At 39.6% G+C, this 26594-nt stretch carries 22 protein-coding genes; 3 read left to right on the forward strand and 19 right to left on the reverse strand.

The features are described 5' to 3' along the window. Positions 1–5: 5 nt before the first annotated feature. The 18 genes from BMX21_RS03030 to BMX21_RS03115 all read right to left on the reverse strand — a co-directional run bounded on the left by BMX21_RS03030 (position 6) and on the right by BMX21_RS03115 (position 20972). On the reverse strand, positions 6–1994 hold the full coding sequence (locus BMX21_RS03030; protein WP_092041165.1) for a hypothetical protein: 1989 nt from the start codon (positions 1992–1994) through the stop codon (positions 6–8). A gap of 146 nt (positions 1995–2140) precedes the next feature. Continuing rightward, positions 2141–3154, reverse strand: coding sequence for an HD domain-containing phosphohydrolase (locus BMX21_RS03035; protein WP_092041168.1), 1014 nt, complete (start codon positions 3152–3154; stop codon positions 2141–2143). 26 nt (positions 3155–3180) lie between these two features. Further along, positions 3181–4497, reverse strand: a complete 1317-nt coding sequence (locus BMX21_RS03040; protein ID WP_177173895.1) for an ABC transporter substrate-binding protein — start codon at positions 4495–4497, stop codon at positions 3181–3183. Between the two features lie 41 nt (positions 4498–4538). After that, complete coding sequence (locus BMX21_RS03045; protein ID WP_092041173.1) at positions 4539–7406, reverse strand: ATP-binding protein; 2868 nt, start codon at positions 7404–7406, stop codon at positions 4539–4541. A gap of 143 nt (positions 7407–7549) precedes the next feature. Continuing rightward, a complete protein-coding gene (locus BMX21_RS03050; RefSeq protein WP_143057199.1) occupies positions 7550–7738 on the reverse strand; it encodes a hypothetical protein in 189 nt (62 codons plus the stop codon). A gap of 46 nt (positions 7739–7784) precedes the next feature. Next, entirely contained in the window at positions 7785–8438 is a 654-nt protein-coding gene (locus BMX21_RS03055; RefSeq protein WP_092041179.1) for a serine hydrolase domain-containing protein, read from the reverse strand. Between the two features lie 409 nt (positions 8439–8847). After that, positions 8848–9144 (reverse strand): STAS domain-containing protein, encoded by a 297-nt coding sequence (locus BMX21_RS03060; RefSeq protein WP_022755017.1) that lies wholly within the window; start codon positions 9142–9144, stop codon positions 8848–8850. A gap of 84 nt (positions 9145–9228) precedes the next feature. Next, positions 9229–10434 (reverse strand): hypothetical protein, encoded by a 1206-nt coding sequence (locus BMX21_RS03065; protein ID WP_092041182.1) that lies wholly within the window; start codon positions 10432–10434, stop codon positions 9229–9231. 191 nt (positions 10435–10625) lie between these two features. Next, entirely contained in the window at positions 10626–11573 is a 948-nt protein-coding gene (locus BMX21_RS03070) for a hypothetical protein (protein ID WP_092041185.1), read from the reverse strand. Positions 11574–11758: 185 nt separating this feature from the next. Next, positions 11759–12580 (reverse strand): response regulator, encoded by an 822-nt coding sequence (locus tag BMX21_RS03075; RefSeq protein WP_092041188.1) that lies wholly within the window; start codon positions 12578–12580, stop codon positions 11759–11761. Between the two features lie 72 nt (positions 12581–12652). Further along, a complete protein-coding gene (locus BMX21_RS03080; RefSeq protein WP_092041191.1) occupies positions 12653–13936 on the reverse strand; it encodes a sensor histidine kinase in 1284 nt (427 codons plus the stop codon). Between the two features lie 528 nt (positions 13937–14464). Next, complete coding sequence (locus BMX21_RS03085; RefSeq protein ID WP_092041194.1) at positions 14465–15697, reverse strand: sensor histidine kinase; 1233 nt, start codon at positions 15695–15697, stop codon at positions 14465–14467. After that, positions 15694–16377: a response regulator transcription factor gene (locus BMX21_RS03090; protein ID WP_027203966.1), complete on the reverse strand. Its 684-nt coding sequence runs from the start codon at positions 16375–16377 to the stop codon at positions 15694–15696. Before BMX21_RS03090 ends, BMX21_RS03085 begins: the two co-directional genes overlap by 4 nt. Beyond that, positions 16377–16934, reverse strand: a complete 558-nt coding sequence (locus BMX21_RS03095) for a UBA domain-containing protein (protein WP_092041196.1) — start codon at positions 16932–16934, stop codon at positions 16377–16379. The genes BMX21_RS03090 and BMX21_RS03095 overlap by 1 nt, the downstream gene beginning before the upstream one ends. A gap of 601 nt (positions 16935–17535) precedes the next feature. Beyond that, positions 17536–18345, reverse strand: a complete 810-nt coding sequence (locus BMX21_RS03100) for a phosphatidylserine decarboxylase (RefSeq protein ID WP_092041198.1) — start codon at positions 18343–18345, stop codon at positions 17536–17538. A gap of 114 nt (positions 18346–18459) precedes the next feature. Beyond that, on the reverse strand, positions 18460–19122 hold the full coding sequence (locus tag BMX21_RS03105) for a CDP-alcohol phosphatidyltransferase family protein (protein WP_092041201.1): 663 nt from the start codon (positions 19120–19122) through the stop codon (positions 18460–18462). Beyond that, the gene (locus tag BMX21_RS03110; RefSeq protein ID WP_092041204.1) at positions 19122–20150 is read right to left on the reverse strand and encodes a lysylphosphatidylglycerol synthase transmembrane domain-containing protein; all 1029 of its coding nucleotides are present in this window, start codon (positions 20148–20150) and stop codon (positions 19122–19124) included. The genes BMX21_RS03105 and BMX21_RS03110 overlap by 1 nt, the downstream gene beginning before the upstream one ends. A gap of 120 nt (positions 20151–20270) precedes the next feature. Beyond that, a complete protein-coding gene (locus BMX21_RS03115; RefSeq protein WP_242952859.1) occupies positions 20271–20972 on the reverse strand; it encodes a YczE/YyaS/YitT family protein in 702 nt (233 codons plus the stop codon). 454 nt (positions 20973–21426) lie between these two features. Here BMX21_RS03115 and BMX21_RS03120 point away from each other — a divergent pair, with 454 nt between their 5' ends. Continuing rightward, positions 21427–22341, forward strand: coding sequence for an EamA family transporter (locus BMX21_RS03120; protein ID WP_177173896.1), 915 nt, complete (start codon positions 21427–21429; stop codon positions 22339–22341). 175 nt (positions 22342–22516) lie between these two features. On the opposite strand, the gene BMX21_RS03125 is transcribed toward BMX21_RS03120, so the two are convergent. Continuing rightward, the gene (locus tag BMX21_RS03125) at positions 22517–23956 is read right to left on the reverse strand and encodes an APC family permease (protein WP_092041210.1); all 1440 of its coding nucleotides are present in this window, start codon (positions 23954–23956) and stop codon (positions 22517–22519) included. A 485-nt stretch (positions 23957–24441) separates the two neighbouring features. Here BMX21_RS03125 and BMX21_RS03130 point away from each other — a divergent pair, with 485 nt between their 5' ends. Continuing rightward, the gene (locus tag BMX21_RS03130) at positions 24442–25830 is read left to right on the forward strand and encodes a TrkH family potassium uptake protein (RefSeq protein ID WP_242952860.1); all 1389 of its coding nucleotides are present in this window, start codon (positions 24442–24444) and stop codon (positions 25828–25830) included. 101 nt (positions 25831–25931) lie between these two features. Then, a complete protein-coding gene (locus BMX21_RS03135; RefSeq protein WP_092041213.1) occupies positions 25932–26591 on the forward strand; it encodes a potassium channel family protein in 660 nt (219 codons plus the stop codon). The last annotated feature ends 3 nt before the right edge of the window (positions 26592–26594 follow it).

A 26594-nucleotide genomic window follows, 5' to 3' on the forward strand; every position in this document is an offset into this window, starting at 1 on the left:
CCCTTTTACCATCTCCAGCTATTGTTATAGGTATTATGACTATTTGTATTATATTCATAATTATAGTAGTTTCGGTCATTACGCTTTGATTTGGCCACCGAATCTGCACCTGCCATCAGGAATATCAAAAACAGTACTGCAGCAAGTGCCACCACTATGAACAGGTATATCTGTTTACCGAGTTTATTATCTATATAGTCTTCGTTATTATCAGAATACTCAAGTTCCTCATCATCCAATGAACTAAACAGATCATCTATACTGTCATCACTACCTGCTTGTGTGTTATCATCATATTTCTCTGCAATCTCTGTCAGATCATATGTCTCAGAGGAATCTGCTGTTAATAACTCTACATCCGGGTCAATGTTCTTGATAAGGCTTTGGAGATTCTGGTCATAACCTCGGTAGTAGCTGGTATTAGCATTGGTATTAGCATTGTTATTAGCATTGGTATTAGTACTGGTATAAGTATTGGTATTAGCATTGGTATGGGTATAGGTGTCAGCTTTTTTATAGGTTTCTGCATTGTTATAAGCATCAGACTCCGATTTGCTGACATCCGGTCTTCTGTTGGTATATTCTTTGGTAATAACACTACTGCCTGCTGCCCCGCCAGATACATCTGTTCTAGCTACATGCTCGCTTTCTGCTGCCCTACTGATTGTATCTGTTCTTGCTATATGCTCGCTATCTGCTTCCTTAAACTCAGCTTCAAACTTAAATTTATCATCTATACCCTGATAACAATACTGGCTGAATTTCAAAGCGTATTTGCCAGTATAGAAGAAGAATCTGCTGATATAGAATTGTATTTTAGCTCCTAATAGTTCTGCCTTATCATCATATTCTTTCTCATTGAAAAATACCGGAGCTTCATTCTCGTTATCTTTACCGTTATCTATACCGTTATCTTTACCATTCTCTATGCCATTATCTTCGCCGCTTCCATCTATGTTAGCACCTTCTTTATAACCAGTTGCGGCACCATTATTATTCCTGTCTTTGACACTTCTTCTATTCCCAGTCAGTATGAGATTGATCTCATATTTGGCACCGTCAAAAGCTTTGAACAAATAGTAAAGGATTATGCTTAGATAATAGCAAAGCCTTCCCAGATAATAGAAAAGCTTACCAATACAAAATATTACTCCGGTCTTTAGATCCTTGACATCTTCAGCGGTAAATTCTTTTTCTTTAGTAGCATTCTTATCATCATCAGAAGATGGCTCATCACTTTCTTTTGTACCAGCTTCACTAGGAGCTGCTTTCATGATTGGAGTCTGAATATCCATCCAGGAGTTTTCTGAAAATTCTTTGACTTTCAAAGGTTCGCCAGTATATGAATTATATACATCATTATCTGACAGGCTTTCCCCATATGTTTTTTGATTTAGAACTTCACCAGTTCCGGATGTATTATATTCAGATGAATTCAGATGATTCTCATCACTGGATTCACTATCTCCATGTGAATTCAGATGATTGTCATCACTGGATTCACTATCTCCATATGAATTCTCATGATTCTCATCACTGGATTCACTATCTCCATGTGAATTCAGATTATCATCTTTGCTATATACATTATTTCTATTCGGGCTTTGATTTTCTTCACCAACATATGAACTATCCCCGGTTCCTGAATTTTCGGCTATATCCTCTGCCCAGATATGTTCCGACCTGATATCCTCAGTCCCGATATTCTCTGCCCCGGCATTTACCAATACCTTTTGTAGCTGCTCATTGATCTTACTTACAGCTGTCGCTTCATCCTGTCCCTGATACAGTACTTCCTTGGATCCGTCCTCAATATTTTTATATACTATAAAGTCACTAGTCCAATAGTCTTTGTAAACGCCATATGCATTAGGTCCGATATGATCCGAACCAAGATAGAAGCCCAGCTGATATAGATTAATTCCCCTTTGCGCACATAGATCTTTTAATTCCTCGATAGTCACAGGTACTCTGCTATCTTCATTCTCCCACATTTGTTACTTTTTTCTCCCTTTAAAACATTTTTTTCTTGGACTATTTGGTGCAGTATCCAAGTTTCAAAGTTATATTGTACACCAAAAAAGCCTGTCAACACAGGCTTTTTTGACAAAATATGATCACTTGTCTCCGTCCCCAAGGATCATTGTTCATGTAGTTTGTAGTCGGTGTCTTCTTTGATTATCTCAAGCATTATAGCCGCAAAACGTGGATCGAACTGGGTTCCTGAACCTTTTTCAAGTTCGCTTTTGACTACGTCCTGGGGGATTATGCCCCTGTAGCTTCTGTTACTGGTCATGGCATCATAGGCATCTGCAACTGCTATGATCCTGGCTTCTTCAGGGATATCTTCTCCTGATAGTCCGTCAGGATAGCCTCTTCCGTCGTACCTTTCATGATGCCATCTTGCTCCTATGGCAAGTTTGGGCATCTCTTCGATATTCTGAAGTATCTTGGCTCCTCTTCCGGGATGAGTCTTGATCTTCTCAAACTCTTCATCTGTAAGTCTGCCCGGTTTATTGATCACAGCATCAGGCACTCCTATCTTACCTACATCATGAAGAAGTCCTATAATGTATATTTCATCCTGTCTTTCTTCAGAATATCCGTATCTTTTGGCTATCTCTCTTGAATACTCTGCTACTCTTCCGGAGTGACCCTTAGTATATGCATCCTTGGCATCAATGGCATCTGCAAGAGTATGTACTACGTGAAGTGACAGGCCCTCTACCTCTTTGGTCTTACGCTCAACCTCTGCATGAAGATCACGCTGGAGCCTTATAAGGTCAAGAAGATGACGCACTCTAAGCGTCAGTACTTCTGCTACAAAGGGTTTTCTTATAAAATCCATAGCGCCAAGAGACAGTCCCATAGTTTCTGATTCACAGTCATCATTGGCTGTAAAGAAGATAACAGGTATCTCTTTTACGCCATTATCCTTTTCCCACTTTCTAAGAAGTCTCATAGTCTCAAAGCCGTCAAGTTCAGGCATTTTGATGTCCAGAAGCAGCATATCAATCTTATTTCTTACAACATAGTCAAGTAATAGCCGCCCGCTTTTAAGACATGTAACCTTAAACCCGGCATTAGTCAGAACCGTGTTGGCATTCTTTAGTATGATCGCATCATCATCTACAACGACTACGCGCTCTTCCATCCGGTATCCTTTCTGCAAGTGCCTTGCTAGTTATCCCACAGTCTTCCGTAGGCACTTACTGCCTCATCCACTGTCATCTCACCGTTAGCAACCTTATAAGCAGCTGCCCGAAATTCTTTATCGACTGCATCACTAAGACCTGTCTCCTGATAGCTGAAGTATCTCTCTTTAGGGAATCCCTCCAGAGATGCATATACTTCATCTAAAGAGAAATCATTGGTAGGAGTTATAAGACGCTTTATAGCAGCCATATTTCCAAGCTCTTTCTCACTCATGAGGAATCTTATAAATTCGTTGGCCATATCAAGATTAGTACTGTTCTTGTTGACGCTAAAGAACAGATTGACAGAATCAAGGAAGAATCCTCCATCATCCCCGATAGGCACTACATAGAACTTATATTTAAAAGGATTTGCAATAAAAGCTTCCGACTTACTCTCACGCTTCTGAGTACCTGATACCATGTCTCCACTTCCTAGCATTATCGGAACATCACCTTCAAAGAAGCGCATGATGACTGCATTATAGTCATCTTCTATCTCCTCAGAGCATATCGCAGGATTAATATACCCGGAATCCACGAAGCTATTAAGCTTATCAAGTGAAGGCCTCATAAACTCTCCGGCAGAGTTGTCCATAGCATTAAGGCTATCTCCTGCGCCAGGATTTCTAAGTACATTGTCACAAAAATATGGAAATGCAAATGCATAATACATTCCTGCTACAGTAGTCACGTTAGCTCCCATAATAGGAACATCATACCCTGCAGCAATAAGCTTATCGCAGGTCTCTATAAGTTTACTGTATGTATCCGGAACTTGCAGGTTGTTTTTTTCAAATATATCCATATTTACAAGCATTCCATATGACCTTGTGAAAACAGGTACCATGATCACATCCCCATTTTCAAGCGTCCATCTGGCACCCTGACGGATACAGTCAAGATTTATATTAAGTGAAGGCTCAGACAAGATTTCTGCACTATCAAGAACCGGTGCCATCTTCTCATTATCCAGCATCCACGACGCGGTTACATATATGTCCGGAGCTTCATCGCTTTTTAAAGCATTTGCTATAGTATTACCATAGTCATCCAGATAGATATAGTTAAGACTTACATTTGGATAGTATTCAGAGAAACGCTCGAATTCACTCTCTAAAGATTCAAAATTGGAATAGCTTCCTGCAACCTTGATATTACAGGACGTATCGGTTGAAAGCATCGGCTTATATTCTGCATTCTTTTTAGAACTCTGACCGCACGAAGTAATACTCAGTATTAGTGATCCTGCTAATGCTACCATCACTATCTTTTTAATAAATCTCTTTGTCTGGATCATCATGCTGACTCCTTTTCTGCAAGAATCTGTGATCTCTTTCGACATCAATTTGTTTTTTCTGCAAGAATCTGTGGTATCTGGTCATAGTCAAAATTGTCTACAGCGCTTCTTATAGCTTCAAATCTTGCCGCCTCATCCTCTGGGAATCTGTATTTTTCAAGCTTACTAACTATATCTGCAACGCTGTCATAATCATATGAATTACAAGCTTCCTGTAGCCTTACATAAGCTTCTTTCATATCATCATCAGATATTAAAGGCTTATCTTTCGCATCTTTTGTACCATCCTGTGCCTTAGCGCTATCTTCATATGCCAAAGGCTCCAATTTATCTACCAGTTCTCTATACTGAGTAAGTAAAGGTTCTATCTCTTTTTCAAGAATGTCTACATCCCCGGCTTCTCCGGCCTTTTCAAGGCGTGCTGCGAAGTCTCCAAGTTTCTGCGCTCCTATCACATAAGAAGTACTCTTAAGCGCATGAACCTTGATCGTAGTATTCTTAACATCTTTATCTGTCCAGTACTTCTGGATTTCATCCGCATTCTTCTTGCCACTTCCCAGATAAGCCTTTAGCGTATCCATATAGTCCTCGCAACTTCCGCAGTGTATGATGCCGGAATTCACATTAAGAGCATCGATCTTTTTGATAAAATCCGGAATGTTATGATCATCCGTATCGTGATTATCCGCACCCTTATCCTCACTATCCTCATTAGATGCCGCAACGATCTTATCCTTCGGAAGATATGTAAGTAGCAGTGCCTCAAGCCTGTCCGGATCTATCGGCTTAGTTATATAATCGTCAAAACCGGCATTTATATACATTTCACGCATTCCTGAAATTGCATTGGCAGTAAGACATACTATAGGAGTTCGCGCATTCGTTATATCGGCTATCTCTTTCATCTCCTTAAGGGTTTCTATGCCATCCTTATCAGGCATCATATGATCCAGGAAAACAACATCATAGTGCCTGTTTCTATACCGCATGATACCCTGATCCCCGCTGCCTGCAGTGTCTATCTGCACTTTGGTTCTCTTTAAAAGATTCTTGAATACAGACAGGTTTACAGGTGTATCATCTACCACCAAAACCCTTGCATCAGGAGCCGTGAATCTCTCTTTATATTTTTTTCTCTCAGATACAGAGCGTTTGAAGCTCTCTTCGTAGTCACCTATCGGATTCCAGTCTTTTACCCCCTGCTCTAAGGCAAAAGAAAAAGTAGATCCCTTCCCATATTCACTCTCAACATCTATATGACTTCCCATCATCTTAAGAAAGCTCTGAGCGATACTCATTCCAAGGCCTGTACCTTCTATATTCCTGTTCTTACTCTCTTCGATACGTTCAAAGGCCTTAAATAAGCGCTTCATATCTTCAGGCTTTATACCGATACCGGTGTCTTTTATGCTTATGATAAGTCTTATCTTATCAGGCTCTTCCATGATCTTTTCAAAGCCTGCCTTGAAGATAATTCCGCCTTCTTTGGTGTATTTGACAGCATTAGAAAGGATATTGGTGATAACCTGCTTGATACGGATCTCGTCGCCATTTAATACAGACGGAATATCCTTGTCAACATCAAGATTAAACGAAAGCCCCTTGTCATCAGCCCTGCCCTGAACCATATTCACAAGGTCATTGAGCATTGAAGCAAGGCTGTAATCCACATTTATTATGTCCATCTTGCCTGCTTCTATCTTGGAAAAATCAAGAATATCATTAATAAGACCAAGAAGGGTCTTGCCCGCAGTCCTGATACTCTCAGAATATGCAACGATTTCATCTTCGTGACTGTCCCTAAGCACCATCTCATTAAGTCCCAAAATTGCATTCATAGGTGTACGAATATCATGGGATATAGTTGACAGGAAATGGGATTTGGCTTCATTGGCCTGATTGGCAGCTTCCGCAGCCTCTGCCAGCTTCCTGTTATAGATCATAAGTATCAGATAATTGAATATCAGCAGGATTAGAAGCCCCAAAGTCACCATTCCCAAAAGCAGCCAGTCTACAACAGTATTGCTTGCCTCCAGCTCTACTGCAGGTATATATGCCAGCAGGAACCACGTATCTACTGATTCCAAAGGAGTATACGATATCACGCATTCCTCTCCCTTGGAATTGATCATTGTCATATTCCCTGTCTGTGACGTAACCTTGTTCGTCATCTCGTTGAAATCAGCAATATCCGTCTTATTATAAGATTTATAATATTCAAAAAAATTGGAATTCTTAAGAGACTTACCATGAACCAGATACTCGCCGTCTTTGTTGATAAGTGAGACCTCCATATTCTCGTACTCACCTTTCAAAAAAACAAGCTTATCTTCAAGAACACTTACCGGTTCGACACGCATCAGCAGTGCATCTTTGAGATTACCTGTATCCTCATCTTTGATAGTCACGAAATTCATGAATGCAATAGACTGCACACCGTTTTGAGGATTAGTATATGCTCTAGTCAGACTGATATCACCAGCCTGCCTGCTGATCTTGTCCAAATTGTCAAAAAGATTAATATTGCTATACGAAACAGAATAATCATCAGGGTCTTTGGCGCCTGCGTGAGTCGAAATACCTCTTCTATACTCTTCTTCCGGGAATATCAGGTGTCCGTATATTATAGGTGATATCTTGGCCTTTCTGATAAAAGAAATAGCTTCTTCTGCAGTCATAGGTGTCCCTGCCTCAGCAGACCCGTTGATATAATTGGCCCAGATATCGCAAAGATGCTGCTCATCCTCAAGATAATTAGTGATGATCTGTTCGGCAGTAACAGTCATCTTCTCGAAGGCCTCAGTAACACTTTTATTGCTTTCACGCATTTTAGCATTGGCATATTGAACTATAAAGAAAAGTATCAACGTCATTATTACAAGGTCAATAACAATGATCAGAGTTTTCTTCACGCCTTCACCTCCAAATATATCCGTAACAATATATCTGTACAATAAATCAGCCAATCAGCAAAGCTAGCGCGGAATTCTTTTTCGACACAATTTCAACTATATTATACCAAATGTGGCTTAATGAATGCTAATTAAGTTATTTATTATCGTTTTTTGATCCTGGAGTTGATATACTCGATGTCCTTCCTGGTCTTAATGGCATCCACCATATACGCAAGTATAAGTACCACTCCCACATAGACAAAGGCCATCCAGAAATTGCTCTGATTAAACCATCCAACCACAAAGCCAAACAGCATTACAATAGCCGAAGCAACAATATACTTTAACACGTAATTACCTATAATTGATAAGCTTATATACTCGTCAAGAAAGAAATTAACAAGCACTATTACAAAAGACAAGGCAAAAAGCTGAAATACAAGGACAATCTCCGCTGTAAGCCCCATCCATATGACAGATATTGCAAAAACACTCAGTATCATCAGTGAAGCCAGAATACATGTATCTCTTAAGATTCAGACTTCCTGATATAGTATCAGTCCAAGCTCTTAGGCTCATCCCCTCCAAAGCACTGGGATAGTCCGTTTCCTTATTAGTGTATCCACTTGTATGCGTAAGAAGCTGCCCTATAGTAATATCACGCGCTTCTTTCTCATAATACGCTGTGAAGCCCTTGATATGATCAGATATTATATCGTCCTCAGACAGAACTTTCTCATTTATAAGCTTCAATACTGCAAGTCCTGTAAAAGCCTTGGTCATAGATCCTATCTGATACAGAGCATCCTCATCTCCATATATAGTGATCTTACCCTCTTGCATCACCACAGCGCTGACAGATGAGCACTTTGTCTCATCGCAGAAGTTATCTATATAATCATTAATGACAGTATCAGTATTATTACAAGTATTCGTATTAGCTGTAGTGCATTCTATTTTAGATGAGGATACTTTGAAGTCTCCAAATATGACAATTAGCATCAATATAGTAATAAATATAGCAACAAAAATAAGTACAATCTTCTTCATTCAGGCTCCATTCAGACAGTTTCAGTAGTTTAAGTGGGTACAATATGTAAACTTTGCGCTCGCCAAGCATACGCTGCCCTTTAAACATGCACCAATACAAGCTTAACGGTCGGCATACGTTTGCCAAGTCGAGCAAGCTCAAGTCAAAATATCTTTTGACCTTTACGTCATCATATCCTTCTTGCCACTATCTATCTACGCCTTTACACAGATAATGCAAATACAGCCCCACTTAATGCAAAAAATCCGGCAAAATGGCTCCAATTGAAAATGCAAAAACGCCATCCCTACACAGTTGTAACTGCAAGGTGATGGCGTTTGTTATGTTTAAGTGTGGCAATCATTTATATACTGCCCACCCACTGTAAAGTCTTTGTGAATACTGATCCGTCCAATTGGTAAGTGTGCATTATTCTATTGTAAGGATATCTGAAAATCCTGTAACTTCGAAGATTTCGTTGATCTCTTCGTTTACATTTTTTATGACCATGCTGCCCTGCTTGTTCATGGTTTTCTGAGATAGAAGCAACACGCGAAGCCCTGCAGATGAGATGTAATCAAGCTTTGCAAAATCAAACAACAGCTTTTTAACATCACCAAGCTCTGCTTTAAGCATATCATCAAGTTCAGGAGCTGTTGTTGTGTCCAGTCTTCCTTCAACTGCTACAGTGAGCTCATCACCGTTTCTAGTCTTATTAATAACCATTACCTATCTCCCTTCTTGTCAACTACGATCAAATCGATTATTCTTATGAAACTTTGTATTGAAGGTGTCCAAAGCACCTTTCCACTACTTCATCCTGCAGATGATAGTCATTTCGACCTTGTCACCTTTAACACCTACAAGTACATCGTTTGCGATATTGGCTACAATAGACTTCTCCAACTCATCCCAAGCTTCTTTGGATGCATCGTCCTTCTCAGATACTGACTCAAGACAAGTCCTGTAGTCATTAAGTGACCACATCATTCCGTATTCAAGTGATCCTTCAAAGCCTCCATACATTCCCATCGAGCCATAGTCAACATATCCGCCGCCATATTCCTGACTCAGATTCATGATATTTTCATAGTTTAATAGTCCGTTTTCTATCACATCACCAAGCTTACCCATAATACCCTTGACGCTACTGTTCTTTTTATCAGAAGCTACAGATAAAAGCTCTTTTTTCTTGTCAAAATCCATCTCAGTTTTGGCAGCAAGCTTTAAGCAATACCCCTTCTTGTATTTCTCCATCCATACGACAGCCTGATAATTCTCAGTCATCTCCTTAAGCATACCCAGAGTTTCCTCAAATACCAGCTTAGCATGAAGTGCATTCTTCCTATCAAGATTCAGCTCAGCAATAAGATCATCCGCCCTGTCCAGCTCTCTTGCGATATCCTTGCTGCTTCCCACAAGGATCTGGCTTGTAGATGCCTCGAGGCTGCTTGTAGAGATGAATGATAATGACTGCGTGAAGTCTTTGGTCACAACCATCTTGATATTATCAGAACTTGCTGTTATCTCTATATCATCCGCAAGGTTTGCAACCAGTGACCTTTCCAGGTCTTCCCAGGCTTCAAGGCTGTACTTATCCTGCTCTTTTTTGGCTTGCAACTGTCTTTGATATTCTTTTAAAGACCATGTTTTTTCTTCAGGAACCTTTATCATGAACATATCAGTGATCTTTTTGAAAAACCCCTTTTCTTCAAAAACAACACCTGATGATGCAATAGAGCCAAGTTCTTCTTTTTTATCTCCTTCAAGAGATCCTGCGCTCTCTAGTATGATTCTGGAAACTCTCTTATCACCTTCAAACCACAGTTCAACTGACCTTTTATCCAGGATCTGCTTTACCAGCCTTAGTACTTCCTCTGTAAGAAGCCTGAATCTAAGAGAATCTTTGTCATTGATTCCTACATCAAACGCATAATCAGTAAGTACATTATAAGCTCTTTCGATATCCTGATTTATATCTCTGATCTTTACGTGCTCTGATTGCCTATAATCCATCTTTCCGGCCTCCCTGATTTTAGAAACTATATTACGTATATATGATATCATATTTACGCAAGTCAAGACATGCCTTTATAAGAACTTTTTCGGACTTTTATCCGAATTTATCCATATATCTACCCTATTACTATTTTCAAACTTAACCCTAAAAAATAGCAAACAAGTTCCACTGCGCCGGGCTTATATCATTAGTTTACAAACTGTACTGAATCAATGATATCCGCAAGATAGTCAGATACTTCTATATCAAGCATCTCGTCTCCGCTCATATGACCTGTAAGCTCGAATACCAGCGCTCCATCCATGTAGTCTCTTGCAACTGCTGTCATATAACTGCCTGAGCCTTCTGTATCTACAGGTGTTGACACCCAGTAACCTGTAATATCTTCATTTCCTAAAAAAGGAGCTTCACTATATGATGCATCATCCCCATAAGCTTCACCAAGAGACTTAATAGCGCCCTCTGCATCGTTATCAACAGTATATGTAACTGTTATCATATTGGTTCCTGCACACTCGCCTGTATATACGAAAGTTGTAACAGGTCCGCCTGTGTTAACTTCGAATTTCTCAGGATTGTATCTAACGCTCCAGCCGTTGGCACTTGTATAAGTGAAGTCTTCACCTCTTTGAGCATGTACATAATTGACAGCATCAAAGGTATCAGGATCTTCTCCTTCAACCGGTTCGAATATCACATCTATGGTATCCTCAAATGCTCCTGTGACAAGGCCATTTTCATAAGAGCTAACAGTTAGTATATCTGTTATCGGATCATCATTTCCAAAAGTAAATTCTACAGTTCCGTCTTCTTTCTGCTCATAAACGAAATATTGTCCTGTCCCGGCATCGCCATCTTCTACATGTCCCTGACCATCACCTTCAAATACATAGAAGTATGTCTTCTCAGGATTCTCAAGCTCAGCTGCATAATTGGCATATACACCTTTGGCAAAATACTCCATGGCATCCTGCGGCTGTGCATCCATAGGAACCTTTTCATCGACTACTGTAACTTCACCGGCAGAAGCATTTCCGTTTACTACATTGTCAGAGCCGCATCCTTCAACCAGAAAAAGACCTGCGATAGCAACAAGAGCAATTGATATTGTTGATTTAATCATTTTCCTTCTCATGTTAAAATCCTCCTCAAAAAATATATGTGATAGATATTTGTTTTTTATTTCGTTACATGTTGAAGTATAATACCGCGTGTCCATCAAATGTCCAACAACACCAAAAATATATTTTTTATACAAATAAATATCACAAAAGAACATCAAAAAAGCCTTATCCTATTGCTAAGATAAGGCCTACAAGGTCACATATTCAAACTATCCGAAAGGAATCCTTCCGTCTCACTGGCCCAGCTATAGGAGCTCATATATTCTCCTCTGAAACCTTCTATTGCTTTCCTGTCTTTATTAAGGAATCTGTACAGATCACAGTCGAACTTCTCAGGTACCACCCTCATAAGGCCCTTCTCCATCTCGAAGATATCTGATATTTTGTACTCTTCCAGCGTATCTCTAAGGCTCCTTATGATAGTATCAAGGTACTTTTGCTTGGCTCTGTCATAGTCATCATCTTCCCATACGATATAGAACAGATCTTTTCTTGATACGAATTTGCCCTGGCGATCCACAAGGCAGGCTATGAGCTCCTTGGCTTTATTACGCTTGAAGACAACAGGCTTGTCATCAACAAGTATATTAAAATATCCAAAAGTTTCTATCCTGACCCTTGTACCTGAAGTTTTAGAAGGAGCGCTTACAGTTTCTGCCTGCACCTGTCCCAGAACATAATTTATCTCAGCAACAAGCTTATCATATCCTATTGGCTTTAGAAGATAACCGGAAGCATGTATCGCATAGGCATCTACCGCATACTCAGAATACCCTGTAAGGAATATGATCTTAATCTCCGGGTACTTGTCTTTCATCTTCTCGGCAAGTTCAAGCCCCGTCATCTCCGGCATATCTATATCAAGAAGAGCCAGCTGAGCACTAGCTCCATCCAGATAGTCCAGTGCCTCCTTAACTTCCATAAAGGCTTCAACATTATCGAATTTCTTAGTTTTCTTAAGCATTGTTACTGTTCTTTGCAGTATCAGCGCTTCATCATCAACGCATATTACGGTCATGATAATCCTCTTCTACCTTTTATTTTATAATGTTCCAAACAGTATATCTGTATCCACTTTTTTACATGCTACTTATTCCGGTATCTTAATGATAATACAGGTTCCCTCACCCATCTCGCTTTCTATAGAGAAGGATCCTCCAGTCATATCAATGATCCTGTCTCTAACATTCTGAAGCCCTATGTGACCACCATTTTGAGCCTTCCTATAAGCTTCGTCATAGTCAAATCCCTTACCGTTATCATTGATAGAGATAACATGATATCCTTCTTCCTTGTAGGTGCTTACTGATACCCAGCCGTTTTTCTTGCCTCGAACGCCGTGCCTTATGGCATTTTCTACCATAGGCTGTATCGTAAGAGGCGGTATCAGGAAGTTCTCATCTTCGATATCATAATCTATCCTTATGGATGGGAATCTGACCTGTTCGATATCCGAGTAGACTTTAGTATGCTCAAGCTCTTTTTTCACAGGAATAAGGTCATCCTGATTCAAAGAATCTATGTTCTGCCTAAGATATATAGCAAACTCTTCAATGACCTTGGAAGCCCTCTCAGGATCAGTCTCTGTAAGAGCCTGAATTGTAGATAGTGCATTAAACAGAAAGTGAGGCTGGATCTGAGACATCATGATCCTTATCCTCTGCTCTGCTCTTATGGCATTCTCATGTTCCCTTACAAACTGAAGATGAAGCCATATATAGAAAAAGACTGTACTACCAGTCATCGCTACTGTGAGAAATGATATGTTAGGGCTAAATCCAAGCGGAGTATCAAGATATACCGCAAAAGCCACAAACGCAGCGATCACTACAGGAACGATGCTTTCTCTCCTTCTGATCCCCTTATATCTGGAAAAAGAATCTACTATAAGCCATAAGAGCAGGATCAGGCATGTCAAAAAAGGAACAAAGCCAAGCGGTCCCCTGTGCCAATGACCACCGGCATCAAAACTAAACACCCACGGAACAAAGAAAGGTGTGAGACATATGATTGCATTGATAAGAATGATATAGTTTAACACCTTATCCCATCTTGTACTTCCTGTCAGTTTGATAAAAAGGTATAAAGCAACAGATCTTAAGATATAACTAACTGACGATAGCAGCGTATTCCAAAAGGCCAGATGGTTTCGATACAGTGTATCGCCATATGTATTACTAACCTGCGGCTCTATCAAAAGTACAAATATGATCATAACTATGAGGAAGATCCTGCGTCTGTTATCCCTCTTCATATAAGGGTCAATGGCAACTGCAAGTAGCGCACCTAAAAGCTGCATTATAAGCGCAAAATTAAGGGCCAGAAGAATCTGCCCGTTTGGATCATTCAATGCATTAATAATATCAGCAAACATAATGCCCCCGTATACCAGTTAAGGTACCACCTATATGTTCCCGCTAAGACGTTGCAGATCACTAAAGGCTTTGGTAATACTGCAACGTCCAAGTGGAAAGTTTTAGTCAGTTATTATACTTAATACCATTCTACCATCTATATTATAAAAACTCCTGTCCAACAAATGTCCAACAATACAAAAAATATACGTCCCATACAGCTACTGCGAAGAAGTGTCGCTGTAAAATATGTGCCCTCATGCAGCTACGACCGTGGGACAGTTTATAAAGTCTTTTCGTGTCATTTGAAGGTGTTATTAATTTCAGGAGCGTGGTAGATGAATATTATTATTCTTCCCAGGGTCCGCATGTCTGAGCGAAGCGAGTTTCGGACCCTGGAATAATAATATTCAGCTAGCATGCCCTGAAATAATAACAACTTCATGGCACGAAAAGACTTTATAAACTGCCCCACGGTCGTAGCTGCATGAGAGCGCATATTTTACTGCGACACTTCTTCGCCGTAACTGCATGGGGCGTATATTTTTTTATACCACAGCATCAAAGCTTACCGTGATCCTGGTTCCTATGTCCTGCCTTGAAAGGACTTCTACATTACCTTTATGTGCATCTATGATCCATTTTGCTATGGAAAGTCCAAGACCGGATCCGCCTGTGGATGAGTTTCTCGCCTTGTCTGATCTGTAGAAACGTTCAAATATGTGACTTAGCTCATCTCCTGCTATTCCGATTCCCTCGTCCTGAACGATATAGCAGATCTTAGCTCCATTTTTTCTAATAGCAAGTTTTATATTATTGCCCTTATCGGAATATTTGGCAGCGTTTTGTACGAATATCCTCACAGACTGCTTGATCATGGCATTATCGCCATAGATATAGCAGTTATCACAATCTTCCAGCACATATTTATGATCCGGATCTATCATCATGGATTCTTCCCAGACTTCTCTTATCACGGATGACAGGTCTATCCTGTCCATAGACAGCTTCTGACGTCCATTGTCTCCCCTTGCAAGGAATAACAGCTGATCTATTAGCTCTTTCATATTATCAGATTCATTTTTTATAGCTTTGATAGACTCTTCCAGAACTGCAGGATCATCCTTGCCCCAGCGATCCAGCATATTGGCATAACCCTGTATTACAGCGATAGGAGTCCTTAGTTCATGAGACGCATCGTCCACAAATCTTGCCTGCTGAAGTCGTGCATCCTGCATTCTGTATAGGAGGCTGTTAAGAGCCGCCTCTATACTGGCAAGATCTTCATCCCCTGTCGAGATCCTGGCTCCTGCGTTATCTGCAGGCACCTTTAATATAGCCTCTTCAAGCTCTTCGAATTTAGTAGTATCAAGCGGCACTTCGCTTATGGCTTCCGCCTTTAACGCAAGCTCATTAAGCGGCTTTAGCTTCTTTCTGATCCTCGATGTATAGGTAAAAGAGCCAAAGAGATTCAGCACCTGATATACTCCTATTACTCCCATTATGATTCCTATAAAATAGATATACTCACCCATAGGAAAGCTATACAGCGTGATATCTGTATAAAGCTCAAGAACGATCCTGTCTATACTCTGTCCTGTCAAATCGAAGCGCCTCACATATTCATCAGTAGGTATAGTAAGATAACTCTTATAGCAAAAAAGTCCGAAGGATACCAATACTATAAGAATGTCCACGGTAAAAAAGGCTTTCAGTTTGTTAAACCAGAAAGCCGTATTGATACCTCTTGCAATTGATGATGTACGTTTATTAATATTCATCGAAAGTCCTCTTTGATGACATATCCGACACCTCTGACTGTCTGGATCAGCTTGATGCCATATCTATCATCAATTTTAGTTCTAAGATGCCTTATATATACATCTACCACATTGTTCTCACCATCGTAATCATAGCCCCAGATATCGCCTATAAGACGCTCTCTGTCAAGGACTATGTTACGATTCTCCATGAGTATTCTGAGCAGTTCAAACTCGTAGTTGGTAAGCTCAACAGGATTGCCGTCTGCTACTACTTCATGCCTGTCAAGATCTATCATCACTTTGCCGACTGTGATCTGTCTTGTGGAAGTAGATGCAGAACCCTTTCTTTTGAGAGCTACTCTGATACGAGCGAGTAGCTCTTCGATAGCAAAAGGCTTAGTGATATAGTCATCTGCTCCTGCATCAAGACCTGATACCTTGTCCATAACGGCGTCCCTTGCAGTCAACAGGATGACAGGAGTATCTTTCTTGGCTCTGACCCTTCTAAGTACTTCAAAGCCGTTGATACCGGGCAGCATCACATCAAGAAGTATAAGGTCATAATCACTTGCAAGTGCCTTATCAAGGCCTGTCCTGCCATCCTCTGCCTTATCCACGGTATTTCCTTCATGGATAAGTTCAAGTTCTACAAAACGTGCAATTTGTGCTTCATCCTCTACGATCAGTATTTTGCTCATTATTTTTGTTCGTTTTCCTTTTTGAATTCATTTTTGATATTCTCAGCTGTCTGAGAAGCCTTGTCGCATACACTGTTAACATCTACTACTACTTTATCAACGCCGGTAAAGCTATAGGATATACCAAAGAAAAGACCTATGACAAGAGCCGGAAGTGTGATCCAGAAAAATCCTATAAGCAAAAGGATAAGAACCAGAAGCGGAACAGCTATAACATTCCTGCCACCCTTGTTGATACAGAAATTGATCTCAAGACTCTTACGGAATGCTGTTCTGAAGATATCTGCAAGCTTTCTGAAGCCTTCCTTGAAATTGTTCTTCTTGCAGTCATTCTCATACTGCCTTCTTGCAAGCTCAAACTTCTGAACATTCTGCATATCCTGACTTGCACCTGCTGTATAAGTTCCCTCTTTGGGCTCATTGACCTTGCCCTGACGCTCCAATGCTATGATCGCATCAAGCATATCATAATTACTTTCTTCAAGCGCCTTTTTGGCATCCTCATAAGATACACCAGTCTTCTCAACGATCTTTTCAACCTTCTCAAAATTTTCCATAACTACTACCTTCCTTTCAGATATGTTGTGCCTAAAGCCTTTATTTTTAACCCTTGCCTTAGACCAAAGTTGTAAGTAACTTTATTTGATATCTGAAATGATACGCGCCCAAAATTAATATAAGATTTTAGTAAGATTAAAATCAGATTAAAATTTGAATACTTTCTATTAATGTAACATATAGCTACCAAAACAGCATCACAATTCTACTATATATCCTTTCCAATTATATATATCATCATTAATAGTTTTGACATTTTTAGTATACATTTATTATTTGGCAGTATCTTTACAATCAAAGCAATTTTCTATTCCTCTCAAAACAATACGCCACCCATTGCAACTGCGGCTTCGTAGATAGTAAATAAAGTTTTTTCGTATTCTTTTGAAGGTATTACTAAATTCAGGAGCATGATAGATGGGTATTTATATTCTTCTCGGGGTCCGCATGTCTGAGCGAAGCGAGTTTCGAACCCCAGAATATAAATATCCAGATATCATGCCCTGAATTGTAATACCTTCAAGATACGAAAAAACTTTATTTACTATCTACGAAGCCGCAGTTGCAATGGGTGGCGTATTGTTTTGAGAGAGGGCAGCCTTACCTTTTTCGAATACCGATCTTCTGGCCTTGCTTAACCGGTATTTCTTTGCCTCTTCTAGTCTTGTCGAAGACACTGGAAGGAAGCCTTATAATATCCTTCTTGGTAAGAACTATGATAGTAGAACCTCCAAATAGAAAGCGCCCCTTCTCTAAGCCTCTTTCTACACGAGCTTTCTGATGGTAGTTGTCTATCCTTCCCACAAACATGGCTCCCACCTCCATCTGAATGACTTCTCCGAAGTGGTCAGTATGAAGGATCGTATATTCTCTGGAATTTTCTTTAAACACAGGTACTTTTCTAAGCGCTACAGGTCTTACTGTGTGCAGCACTCCGTCTATATGGACATTATCATCTTTAAAAGCCCCGTCCAGATAGCAGTACCTGTGATAGTGATGTACACATAAGCGAAATACCATGCAGGTTCCGCCGTCATACTTTTTGGCAAGTTCTTCATCCTTAAGAAGATCTGCTACAGAGTACATGCTCTGCTTTACAGGCATGATCAGTCCATCTTCTATAGGATATACACTAAGATATCCATCGCAAGGAGCTATGAAGTGATTAGGATCCGTATCTACAGGCCTGCATTCCGGCTTTATCCTTCTGGTAAAAAAAGCATTAAAGCTCTCATACTCTTCATCTTCATATTCTTCCAGTGATATATTGTTCTTTTTAATAAACAAAGGTATCAGGAATCTTGATGCCTTAGAATCAAGGAACTTACCGGCGATGATAGATAAGCGCGGATATGTTAGTATCTTAAGGATCATCCTTCCCAATGCAGATCCATATAATAAATTGAGCATCTAATCCCCCTTTGTATATCTACGACTGATCACACCAATCTATAGTTTTTTTAATGAAAATCATATAAGATCAGGTCCTGGCCATGCAAGTAGCATGCCTTGACTTTGGCTATATCACATTCTTGCAAGAATCAACCACAGAAGTGCTATGAATATTACAGCGCCGATTCCAACCAAAGCCAGAATTCCGTTAAGCTTGGGCTTTTTGATCGGTATAGGCATAAGGAATGCAAATGCTGTAAATAGCATAACTGCAAAGAATATAGGAGTGATATCCCATACAACAATATAATGGATCAAAAGTATGATAGGGAATATAAGAGCAGATGATGTTACAGGAAGTCCTGAATAGTACTCTCTGACTGTATTCTCAGTCTTTTGTCTCTCTTCTTCCATAACATTAAAATATGCAAGTCTGATCATAGCAGCCAGCATATATATAAGCATGATAGCAAAGAATACACTTATAAGAGGGAATCTCTCCATAAAAGGGAACTTACGGAGCATTGCATATCCGATACATGCAGGCAGTACTCCAAAAGCAACTACATCTGTTAGTGAATCTATCTGTATTCCAAAGTTCTTCTCAGCCTGTGTTCTGTTCTTTTTGGTTCTTGCAACCTTGCCGTCAAAAGCATCACACAGACCGCTTATCATCAGGAAGAATATTCCGATATAAGGGTGTCCGTCATCATTAAGGCACAAAAGTATGCCTGATCCTGCAGACAATAAAGATAAGTATGTAAGCCAACAAGTATAATCATAAAATCCTAACATTAGTTTTTCTTTTCCTTTCTTCTTATATATCCAATGATCACTACTAAAAGTCCGACCAGAACACTGGAATAAAATGTTATTCCTCTGCACAGAAGTTCCATTGCTACCAGATTATCAGGGCTTATGATCTGCCTAAGTCCATCGATCATAAGGAAGTCAGCAACCCCCATTGCCCCGGGGATAGGTATACAATTGGATCCTACTGTAACAAAACACTGAATCCCCATAGCTTTGACAGCATTATCGAAGCCCTGAGCTGTAGACATGAATATCATGAAGATAACAAGCAGATAAGACATCCTCTGCAAAATGTTCCATCCAAGTACTTCTAATAACAGTCTTCCTCTTCCGAATATAAAATCAGAGCATTCTTTGTATTCTCTCATAGCATTCTTAAGCTGAGCTTTGCGTCTTTCTATATGCTTGACAACATGTATCCTTGACAGGAATACCAATATCTTATCAAAAATCCCATGTAAAAATGAGGTTTTTTTGAGCAGTAAGAAAAATCCGAAGATAAGCACTACCAGCACCGCAGCTCCAAATGCGACAAGAATCTTACCCGCAAGTGAAAATCCCCAGAAAAGATCTCCTCCGAATATGAACACTGCAATACTTGATATAAGCAGTGCCGCAGTATACATTACAAGATTTATAAGAAGCATTACTGCGACCATCGATGGTGCTATTCCATCTTTTATCATAAAATAGGCGCTTGCCGGCTGTCCGCCTGTAGCCGACGGAGTTATAGCAGAAAAATATACATCTGCCCCGCCATAAGTCATTCCGTTTATGGCACCTACTCTGTATCCAAGGCGTCTGGCCATACGTACCAGAGCATACCCTTCAAAAAATATATATCCAAACATGGATACAAAGGCTAATACAAGCCAGCCTTTATGTGATTCCTCGAACAATTGTGAAATATCATCGGGGGAAAAATTTTTACTTTGCGAAATAATGGCTGCCATCGTTAGTCCCGCAAGGACAAGAAAAAGGACAGACCATAAGACCTTGTTTTTTCCCATTTTCAAACTTACCCTTCATATCAAATAATAAAGTCTATCCATTCCAGGCTGCTATATGATTAAACCACTTTATGACATAGATCTTCAATGATGAAGCCATGATATATCATAGTAATTTAATTATGAAGCAATTCTAGACATAAGCACTTTAACAGAGCCTGTCAGTGACTGATGATGAACCATTGCCGCATCGAAGTGAACTGTGTGAAATGCAAGCTGCATTATAGGCCCTGTGGCAAAAGCACATATCAAAGTACCGATACCTACAGGTCCTCCCAGAATATAACCTATAAAAGTTGCAAGACTTAGAAGTGCTACGCTTATGATGCCAATCGGGATCTTTCTGATACGTTTGGACAGACCTACCAAAAGAGTATCCCTTGGTCCGCATCCAAGCGATGCAACCATATAAGTATACTGCGTATATCCCATTATGATAAGCCCTACAAGCATTAATATTATACCTGAAGCATTATTGGTACATGTCTTGATAAGATCAAGCCTGTCAAATAAGTCTACCGCCTTACCAACTACAACGGAATCTATAAACATTGCTATTCCTATCGGCTCTCTTAAAAAGATATCTATTAAAAGGATCGTAAACGACACCATCACAGAAGCATTGCCATAAGATATCCCACTTGTCTTGGATATTCCAAGGTTCAGAACATCCCACGGTCCGGCTCCTATACCTGCCTTTATAGTAAGATATATCCCAAATCCGTTAAAGAAAAGACTTACAGCAGCCATCACCATATGAAGGATGATAGCTCCGATTGTCTGATTATCATGTATCTCTTTACGTTTTAAATATCTGATCATAATAATATCCTGCAACTATGCCTATTTATAAGACTTCAAAATGTCATAACGCCTTCTTTTGCAGTCGTCATAACATGACTTTCAAAGTTTGACAAAACTTTTCATTAATATCTCATCTGTTTCATCATAAACAAACAGCACCGTATTGTTTATATCACATTAATATAGGTCATACAACCAAAAAAGCTCTATATTAAGGAAATCTTAAAAACTGAACTTCTTGGAATAGTTATAGAATTTTACTACCTATTGATAATATAATCAAATTATGTTAGAAATATTCTTTGGTAATTTAAAATGCATTTTAACGGGATAACACTAATAAGATAAGACCCACACTAGTGTGCAGACTCGTTCATATTTGGTCAAATATGAATCAGCCAGTACATCGGCTTTGACAGTATCAAAGTTCATATGATCCGTCTAAAATGCCACTATGATAAGGAGAAAAAACATGTGGTTTATATTCACTCTGGCGACCACCTTCATATGGGGTCTTGCCGAATTATTCTATAAAAAAGGAGCCCTTCCTAACGAGAAATACGCCCACCTTAAGATCTGTATATCTGTAGGTGCAGTTATGGGACTCCACGCTCTTTTCACTCTGCTTACCAAGGATATAGGCTATGATCCCGTGAACCTTCTTAGGTATCTTCCGGTTTCACTTTTTTACGTTATATCCATGGCATTTTCATTTTTTGGAATGCGCTTCATAGAGGAGTCCATCTCAGATCCTATAGAGAACACTTCCGGAGCTATAGCTGCGCTTTTATGCGTTATCTTCCTTCATGAGAAGCTTTCAATTCCTTCTGTTATAGCTATCCTTATTATAGCAGTCGGCATTGTAGGTGTAGGCTTCCTTGAAAACACAGGTTCTACCAACAGAAGTGCCAAGATAGGACGCAAGATGGCTATAATCGCATTTGCAATGCCTTTCCTTTATGCTCTTCTTGATGCTTTCGGAAGCTTCTTCGATATCTATTATCTTGACGATGTAGCTACAACGCCTTTGATAGGAGTTACAGAAGATACTATCGAAGAGGTAGCCAATACAAGCTATGAGCTTACCTTTTTCTTCGTAGCAATTATCCTTTATATCTTCATAACGGCAAAAGGTGTAAAGTATGAACTTCCTAAACAGCGTGACAAGATCCTTGCTGCTATCTGCGAGACAGCCGGCCAGTTCACTTATGTATTTGCAATGAGTGGTAACGGTGCGATCGCAGCTCCTATTATATCAGCTGTATGCGTAGTATCGCTTTTACTGTCCCGTATCTTCCTTAAAGAGAAGCTTACAGCCAAGCAGTACTTCTTCATATTCCTTGTAATTGTCGGTATCCTGACCCTTGCTGTTATCGAAGGTGACTGATAAGCATCTGCTAAGGCCGATATTACATTTTATAACTGATTCTATTCACTCATTATGAACAAAAAGACCGGGCGCTTTACTATAAAGTTCCCGGTCTTTTTTATAGGATCCTAACCATAAATAATATGTTCAAGATTATTTTTATCTAAAATGCTTATTCCCTGATCTTATATACTTATGCAACCTTTTTGCCAGACTTTTTCTCATACCCTGCAATTACAGGAAGGATGAGACCAAGAGCGATAAGTACAACAGGTGTGATGATATTAAGTGCAAGTGTAAGCGGATCTGTTGAGTACACACCCATTATGCAGCATGCAGCTGTTACTATGAAGCACCATGCACCAAATATAATACCAACGGTCTTGTTCTTAACAAAACGATATTCAGGATTGAACTTATCATTGTGAACACGAAGTGCAATATATGCAGCAAATACCCACAGATAACGCATTGGCATACATACTGAGTTAAGCTTTGTAAGCTGACGAAGTACATCTGCAGCACCAGGTACAAATGACTGAGTGATTATGATAGCACCTGAAAGTATGGCAACCATGATTATACCGTTAACATATGCACCATTCTTGTTCTGCTTGAGAAGACCTGAAGGGATGAACTCTTTACTGTCTTCATTGCCAAGAAGGATACGAAGAGGAGCATCAATACTAAGAAGAAGTGTTGAGAACTGTCCTACTACGTTGCAAAGTGCGTATACGATCATAAGAAGGTTACCAACATGGTAGTACTGGCCAAGCTTCTGGAATGCCCAGTATGAACCATTGGACATATAGCTACTGAAAGCTTCTTCAGATGCGTTGATCTCCTTAGGATCGAACATCATACCCATAGAGATAGTACCAAGCATAGCGCATACAACTACCATGATTGCAAGGAAGATCATTCCCTTAGGGAAGTCCTTGCTGGGCTTTCTCATCTTATTAACATAAGGAGATATCTTCTCACATCCACCAACTGCAAATACAAGGATTGAGAGGCTGGTAAAATAGTTAACGTTAAAATTAGGAATGAGATTCTTCATACTAAAATCCATTGATACGTATGAAGCACCAGGATTGATAACAGGAGCAGCAAACATCATAACGATATATAAAAGTGACATTACGAACATGCTGGTTCCTGCAATTGTTGTCATAGCCTTAAGAGGACTAAGACCTTTACTTGCGATATAACAAAATACAATAAGTACAATAAAAGTTACAGTCTGTACAAGCTTTGTATTAAGCTCATCATAAGCTTCTGCATTCTGGAATACAGCCCAGCTAAGCGCCTTAAGACCACCGCTTGACTTACTGGCAATATAAGTGATGTGAACAGCCCAGTATGTCCATCCTGCATAGTAAGCGAGCTTCTTGCCCATAGTTGAGTGAATCCATGAGCTTACACCACCGCCTGATTCCTTAAATGCTGATCCAAGCTCTCCGACCATAAGAGCATAAGGAACAAAGTATAAAGCGAACATCAGGATCCAACTGAAGATAACCTGAATTCCGTTGAAATAAACAAATCCATTTAAAACATTTCCGAACCCCCAAACAGTTGAAAACGCAATGAATGCAAGTGTCATTCCGGTCATTTTCTTTTCTTGTTTCATTTGTTTTTCCTTTTCCCTATTTCTAATAAATTTCTGCATAGAAGCGATTCCTGACATAAAAAAGGAAATCAGCACTGCACACTTAAACAGCGCATAACTTCAACGCAAGAAAGTAGTATATCGCAATTTCGAGAAAAAGACAAGTTAAATCAATAATATTGATGTATTTTAACGCGGCGACGCGCCGATGTTTTATAGTTTTAACGCTCACACGCTTTATAGTCTTAAATTACATATGGTCACTGTATGATAAAAGAAAAAAACTTTACACGCAGTCTTCAAAGCTTATGACTTCTTGTGGGCAAAAGCAGAAACAGCCCGCAATAATCTATAAATATGTTAGGTGATGACTTATAAGACGCTGTGCTTTATAATAGTTAAGTTATGACTATACAAGGCAATATTCTGACGCATTAAAAACTGCCGTTTTACTTCTCTGAGAGTATTTTTTAGTCATATCAATCAATTTTTTTGGGAGAGTTGTTTTGAGAGTTTTCAATGAAAATTACCAAAAAAAGACCAAGATGTCTTCTACACAGATCATCGTTCTTGGTTTTCTTCTTGCAATCTTTATAGGAGCAGGTCTTTTGATGCTTCCTTTTGCAACTGCAAGAGGCCAGCATACAGGACTGTCTACAGCACTATTTACAGCTACAACTTCTATATGTGTTACCGGTCTTGTAGTAGTAGATACCTTCTCACATTGGTCTATCTTTGGACAGATCATAGTACTGATCCTGATCCAGATCGGAGGATTTGGTGTTATCACCCTGTACTCAGGATTTGTGATCCTTATGAAAAAAAGGTTCTCGCTTAGTACAAGGCTCCTTATCCAGGACTACTATAATCTTGATTCCATCCACGGACTTATCAAATTCCTGAAACGAGTCATTAAGGACACGTTGAAAGTGGAAGGTGTGGGAGCGCTTCTATACAGCTTTGTATTCATACCTAAATTTGGATTTTTTAAAGGTTTATGGATCTCAATATTCAATGCAATATCAGCCTTCTGTAATGCAGGTATGGACGTAATAGGCCCCAATTCACTTATAGACTACAATACAGACATCGCTGTCAATGCTATTACTATCACACTTATAGTACTTGGCGGTCTTGGTTATGTCGTATGGTTCGATGTTATAGAAACTGCTAAGCTTAGCTACAAAAGAGGCTATCATTTCAGAGTCTTCTGGAAGAAACTAAATGAGCACACACGACTTGTTATTAACCTGACACTCTTTTTCCTTATATCAGGAACCTTGTTTGTACTAGGGTTTGAGTGGAACAATCCTGATACTATAGCCAATCTTCCTCTTGGCAATAAGATACTGACAAGTTTCTTCCAGTCAGTAACTTTCAGAACTGCAGGATTTGCAACAGTTCCTCAGGATGCTCTTACACCATCCACCTGCCTTATAGGCTGCATCTATATGTTCATAGGTGGCTCTCCTGTAGGTACTGCCGGTGGTATCAAGACTGTTACTATATTTGTATTGTTCCTTAATGCAATATCCTTTATAAGAGACAGAAATGAAGCTGTTGTTCTTAAAAGAGCTGTTTCTGCCAAGCTTATTAACAAGGCTACTGCTATCATAACTTCAAATCTGATCATCACTATTGTTCTTATTCTAGCACTTATGCAGACAGCGCAGATGCCGCTTTTATCAGCAACTTATGAGATATTCAGTGCAACAGGAACTGTAGGCCTTACAAGAGGTCTTACATCCAGTCTGAATCTTGCAGGCATGATAGTAGTTATGATAGGAATGTACGCAGGAAGGATAGGACCTATATCCATGGCACTGTTCTTTAGTACATCTCATGCAGACAAAAATGATATCAAGTACTCAAACGGACACTTTATAGTGGGTTAAATTATAACTCGTAGTAATTAGTTGGCCCGTATAACAGATTTTAGATAAGTGTATCATCTGGATCAAAACGGAGCTTATAAGATAAAAAAAGAGGTATATGTATGAAATATAAATCATTTGTAGTATTCGGACTTGGAAAATTCGGACAGGCTATAGCTGACAAACTTCTTGAAAGCGGCGCAGATGTCATGGTTGCAGACAATGATGAGGATATCATCGAACAGTACTCTGCCAAGGCAACTACTGCCATAGAAGCTGATCTTACAGATCCTACAGCCATCAAAGCTCTTGGCATCTCCAATATAGACTGCGCAATAGTATCCATGGGCATGAGCCTTGAAGCCAGCATCATCTGCACCATGGTATCTAAAGAGTGCGGAGTAAAGTGGGTAGTAGCCAAGGCAGGAAGTGAGCGAATGGGCACAGTACTAAAAAAAGTCGGTGCCGACGAGATCATCTATCCAGAAGAAGAAAGCGGCATAAGAACTGCAAAAAGGCTCATTGCAAGTAACTTCCTTGAATACTTCGACATAAGCAATGAACTGTGTCTTGTAGAGATGGCCCCAAAGGATAAGTGGGTTGGCAAGACTTTAAAAGAACTTAATCTTAGAAAAAAATACGGAGTCAACGTAATCGCCATCAAGGACGGCGTGGTCAAAGAATCTATAGATCCTGACGAACCACTTAAAGCAGAAAACCCACTGATCATGATCCTTCATAAAAACAATCTCTCTAAACTTGATAAAGGAATAATGCTTTAAAAG

The sequence above is a fragment of the Butyrivibrio sp. TB genome, from assembly GCF_900110805.1.
GTDB classification, from domain to species: domain Bacteria; phylum Bacillota; class Clostridia; order Lachnospirales; family Lachnospiraceae; genus Butyrivibrio; species Butyrivibrio fibrisolvens_C.